Source organism: Paraburkholderia sp. (assembly GCF_034668105.1).
In the GTDB taxonomy this organism is placed as follows: Bacteria; Pseudomonadota; Gammaproteobacteria; order Burkholderiales; family Burkholderiaceae; genus Paraburkholderia.
Genome location: NZ_JAXDPY010000442.1, coordinates 1 through 4,711, shown reverse-complemented (window position 1 = coordinate 4,711; position 4,711 = coordinate 1). Strand labels below are relative to the sequence as shown.

The 4,711-nt window shown below is 65.2% G+C and carries 5 protein-coding genes and 1 pseudogene; all 6 read left to right on the top strand.

Annotation, left to right across the window (positions count from 1 at the left end; genetic code table 11):
• A partial coding sequence (locus QOC89_RS19860; protein WP_323046585.1) for an iron ABC transporter permease occupies nt 1-809 on the top strand: 809 nt, incomplete at its 5' end.
• Entirely contained in the window at nt 806-1,645 is an 840-nt protein-coding gene (locus QOC89_RS19855) for an ABC transporter ATP-binding protein (RefSeq protein WP_323046584.1), read from the top strand. The genes QOC89_RS19860 and QOC89_RS19855, both read left to right, overlap by 4 nt.
• A gap of 34 nt (nt 1,646-1,679) precedes the next feature.
• Nucleotides 1,680-2,741, top strand: coding sequence for a nicotinate-nucleotide--dimethylbenzimidazole phosphoribosyltransferase (gene cobT / locus QOC89_RS19850; protein WP_323046583.1), 1,062 nt, complete (start codon nt 1,680-1,682; stop codon nt 2,739-2,741).
• Between the two features lie 63 nt (nt 2,742-2,804).
• Nucleotides 2,805-3,581 carry an adenosylcobinamide-GDP ribazoletransferase gene (locus tag QOC89_RS19845; protein ID WP_323046582.1) on the top strand — a complete coding sequence of 259 codons (777 nt, stop codon included), beginning with the start codon at nt 2,805-2,807 and terminating at the stop codon, nt 3,579-3,581.
• Nucleotides 3,566-4,156, top strand: a complete 591-nt coding sequence (gene cobC / locus QOC89_RS19840) for an alpha-ribazole phosphatase (protein ID WP_323046581.1) — start codon at nt 3,566-3,568, stop codon at nt 4,154-4,156. Before QOC89_RS19845 ends, cobC begins: the two co-directional genes overlap by 16 nt.
• A gap of 217 nt (nt 4,157-4,373) precedes the next feature.
• Nucleotides 4,374-4,711, top strand: a pseudogene (locus tag QOC89_RS19835) (hypothetical protein); the annotation flags it as partial.

The following is a 4,711-nucleotide window of genomic DNA, read 5'->3' as shown; positions in this document are numbered from 1 at the left end:
TGGCCGGCTTCGCATGCGGCGCATTGCTTGCGCTCGCGGGGGCATTGCTGCAAGTGCTCTTGCGCAACCCCTTGGCCGAACCCTATGTGCTAGGTGTGTCGGGCGGCGCAGCGAGCTTCGCGCTGGTCGCGATGATCGCCGGTTGCGCGTGGTGGATCGTCGATGCCAGTGCGTTCGCCGGCGCCTTCGTGTCGATTCTGCTGGTGCTCGGACTCGCACGCCGCGAGCTGTGGCGCGGCGAGCCGCAGGATACGTCGCCGCGATTGCTGCTGACCGGCGCGGTGATCGCGGCTGGTGGGGGCGCGCTCATTACCTTGCTGCTCAACCTCGCGCCGGACAATCGTCTGCGCGGCATGCTGTTCTGGTTGACCGGTGATCTGAACGGTGGCGCGATGCCGTGGACGGCGCTCGCGGTGCTCGTCGTCGTGCTCGTGGCGATCGTGCCTGTTGCGCCGCGTCTGAATGTTCTGCTGCGCGGCGACGCCGCCGCGCAGGCGCTCGGCGTCGCCGTGATGCCGCTGCGCCTGCGGGTGTATCTGGTGGCGTCGCTGGCGGCCGCGGCGGCCGTGACTACAGCGGGCACGATCGGGTTTGTCGGCCTGGTGGTGCCGCACATGCTGCGGCTGGCGTTCGGCAACGATCAGCGCATGCTGCTGCCGGCCGCGGCGCTCGGCGGCGGTGTCGCGGTGATGGGCGCGGACTTGATTGCGCGTACCGTGATTGCGCCGGCGCAATTGCCGGTCGGCGTCATCACGTCGATTGTCGGCGTGCCGGTGTTTTTGTGGATGCTGTTGCGCAAACGTCGATGATGAACCCCTATAACGCCCAGCATGCGGCGCTCAGCGCGCAACGCCTGACCCTGCGCGTGGGCATGCGCACGCTGCTCGACGCATTCACGCATACGTTCTATGCAGGCGAGATCTGGTGCATCGCCGGACCGAACGGCGCGGGCAAGACGACGCTGCTGTCGACACTCGCGGGTCTGGCGCAACCGTCGGCGGGTCATGTCGAACTGGACGGGGTGCCTCTCGCCGACTGGCCGCCGTTGCCGCTCGCGCAGCGTCGCGCGCTGATGCCGCAAAGTGCAGCGGACGCCTTCAGCGCGAGCGTGCTCGATATCGTGATGCTGAACCGCTTTCCTCATCTGAGCGGCTGGGGTTGGGAGGGCGAGGCCGATCGCGCTGCCGCGCTCGCCGCGCTGGACGCATTGGGCCTTGCGGCATTCGCTGCGCGTGACGTGTTGTCACTTTCGGGCGGCGAACGTCAACGCGTGGCGCTCGCGGCAGTACTGTGCCAGGAGACGCCGTTGTTGCTGCTCGACGAACCGCTCTCGCATCTCGACTTGCACCACCAGATCGACTGTCTCGAAGCGTTGACGGCCTGGACCCATGAGCCTCGGCGTACAGTGATGTTTTCGTGCCACGACCTGAACCTCGCGCGCCGCTTCGCGACGCACGCGCTGCTGCTCGACGGCAATGGCGGCGCGTATGCCGGCCCGGTGCACGACGTGCTGACGCCTACGCTGACCAGCCGCGCGTTCGGCTATCCGCTGATTCTGATTCGCGACGGCGAGCATGAGGCGCTGATTCCCGCGCCGCGGTCGCGTCATGAATCACCTGCGGCTAATGACACACCGGCAGGATAAGCGCTTTAACCAACACTCTCTTTCAGAAACCTCTATGACTTCTTTGCCAGGCTTGCAGGAATTGACCGAAGTCGAACCGCTCGATCAAACGCTGCGTGCCGACCTGCAACACATCATCGATACCAAGACGAAGCCGCCCGGCAGCCTCGGGCGGCTCGAGACGCTCGCTCGCCAGATGGGGTTGATCCAGCGTACGACGCACCCCACGGTAGAACGTCCGGCAATGATCGTGTTTGCCGGCGACCACGGGATTGCGCAGGAAGGCGTGAGTCCGTATCCGCAAGCGGTGACCGCACAAATGGTCGCTAACTTTGTCGCTGGCGGCGCGGCGATCAATGCATTGAGCCGCCTGTCCGGCATCGAGCTCGAGGTGGTCAACGCAGGGATTGCGACACCGCTGCCGTCGGCTGACGGTCTCATCGACATTCCGGTTGCGGCCGGCACGCGCAACTTCGCGCACGAGCCGGCCATGACGCGCGAACAGGCGCTTGCCGCGATGCAGGCGGGCGGGGTTCGCGTGCGGCATCACGCGGCGCTCGGCACCAATGTGATCGGCTTCGGCGAAATGGGCATTGCGAATACGTCGTCGGCCGCGTGTCTGATGAGCCGTTTGTGCGGCGTGCCGATCGACGAATGCGTCGGCCGTGGGACCGGTCTCGACAATGCGGGCCTCGCGAAAAAGCGCAACGTGCTCGCATCGGCGCTCGCGCATCACGCCGTTTCCAACGATCCGCTCGACGTGCTCGCCACCTTTGGTGGCTTCGAAATCGCGATGATGGCGGGGGCGTATCTCGCCGCCGCGCAAGCCCGCATGACGATCCTCGTCGATGGCTTCATCGCGACCTCGGCGTTGCTGGTGGCCGATGCGTTCGCACCGGCGCTGCGTGAGTATTGCGTGTTCGCGCATGCGTCGAACGAGGCGGGGCACCGGCGCATGCTCGATCATTTTGGCGCGCTGCCCTTGCTCTCACTCGATATGCGTCTGGGCGAAGGCACCGGCGCGGCGCTCGCGGTACCGCTGCTGCGCGCGGCAGTAGCGTTCGTCAATGAAATGGCGAGCTTCGAATCGGCCGGTGTTGCGAATCGCGATGCGTAGGCCGCTATACGAGGCGCTTTCATACGAGACACCCCCTTACAAAAACGTGCGCTTCGCTCACTCATGAACCCGCTCGCGGAACTGCGCTATTTCTTCACGGCGCTTGGCTATTTCACACGCGTGCCGGTGCCGCGTTGGGTCGGCTATGAGCCGCACTATCTGAACGCGGCGGCGCGATATTTTCCGCTCATCGGTCTATTGATCGGCGGATTGAGCGCGCTGGTCTATCTCGCGGCGTTGCATGTCTTCCCGGCCGGCGCGGCGGTACTGCTGTCGATGGCGGCGTCGCTTCTCGTGACCGGCGCGTTTCACGAGGACGGACTCGCCGATTGCGTCGATGCGTTCGGTGGCGCCTATACACGCGAGGACGTGCTGCGCATCATGCATGATTCGCGCATCGGGGCGTTCGGCGCCATCGCGCTGGTGATCGTGCTTGCATTGAAGTGGCAAACGCTCGCCGCGCTGCCGCCGCTGCGTGCGGCAAGTCTGATGATTGCCGGGCATGCGGCCAGCCGCGTGTTTGCGATCAGCTATCTGGCCACGCTCGACTACGTGCGCGCCGAGGGCAAGGCCAAGCCGGTTGCGCAGCGCTTGAGCGGTCCCGCGTTGCTGTGCGCGGCAGTGTTCGGTTTGCCGCTGCTGCTCTGGCCGAACGGACCCGGTCTGCCGGATTGGCGCTTCGCCGGGGCGACATTCGTCGTACTCGCGGCGTTGCGATTCGCCATGGGCCGTTACTTCGTCAGACGCATTGGCGGCTACACCGGCGACTGCCTCGGCTTTGCACAGCAGATCTTTGAATTGAGCATCTATCTGCTGGGGCTCGCATGGATATCGTCCTGATTCGCCATCCTGCCGTCGCGCTCGATTCGGGCGTGTGCTATGGCCATAGCGACGTCGCGCTCGCCGAGGATGCCGAGGTGTCCTCAAGCGCGCTTGCATTGAAACTCGCCACTTTGCAGGTGCCGGCGCCGCGCGTGTTCATGTCGAGTCCATTGATGCGTTGCTCGGCGCTCGCCGCCGCGATGGCGAGCGATTTCGGTTGCGCGCTCTGCCATGACGATCGTCTGAAGGAAATGAACTTCGGTGCGTGGGAGCAGCAGCGCTGGGATGCTATCGATCGCGCGTTGCTCGACGAGTGGGCCGCGAACTTCGAGCACGCTCGCGCGCATGGCGGCGAGAGCGTCGCGCAATTCGTCGCGCGGGTGCGGGCGTGGTTCGACGCATTCGCGCAGACGCGGGAGTTGTCGCCGGCGTATGTGGTCACCCATGCGGGTGTGATGCGGGTCATTGCGTCGCTGGTGCTGCAGGTGCCGCTGGAGCGCTGTCTGCGATGGTCGCTGGAGATGTCGGGGATCGTCTGGCTGCGTAGGGACGAGGCGGCGCACCAGTGGTCGTTGGTGAGGTGGAATGCGTGACGAATCGGTTTTCGTCCGCCGTCTCCCGTCGAATTGCGTCAGTCTCGGCCTTTTCGTGACACATTTTCCGAAAAAAGTGTCACGAAAGCTGGGATCGCTTCACTAAACGCGCCACTTTTAGCCAAAAAGTGCCGCGATAAGTCTGACTCGTGCCACAATACCACGAGAAAGTGACGCGATTAGAGTGTATCGCGCCACATACCCCAAGGTGGCGCGCATGAACAGCAGCGGTATCAGGCAGGAACTGGATTTGATCGAGCAGCTCATCGCGGCAAGCGCCGAGGGGCGGGGCGTTCGCGCGCTTGCCACGGCGCTTGCCGCGCGCCGGCATCCCATGCAGCGCCGCACGCTGCAGCGTCGTCTCGACGCGTTGCTCGATGCGGGCCGGATCATCTCGGAAGGTGCCGGCCGGGCCGTCGCCTACAAGCAGGCCCTGGCTTCCAGCGCGGCTGTTTTTCCTGCCCAGGGGGGCGCCGGCGCGGGCACTTCCGGCGAGTCCTACGTGCCTGTGTCGAGTGCGGGTCTCGAGGTGCGGGCGCAAGTGAACAGACCGCT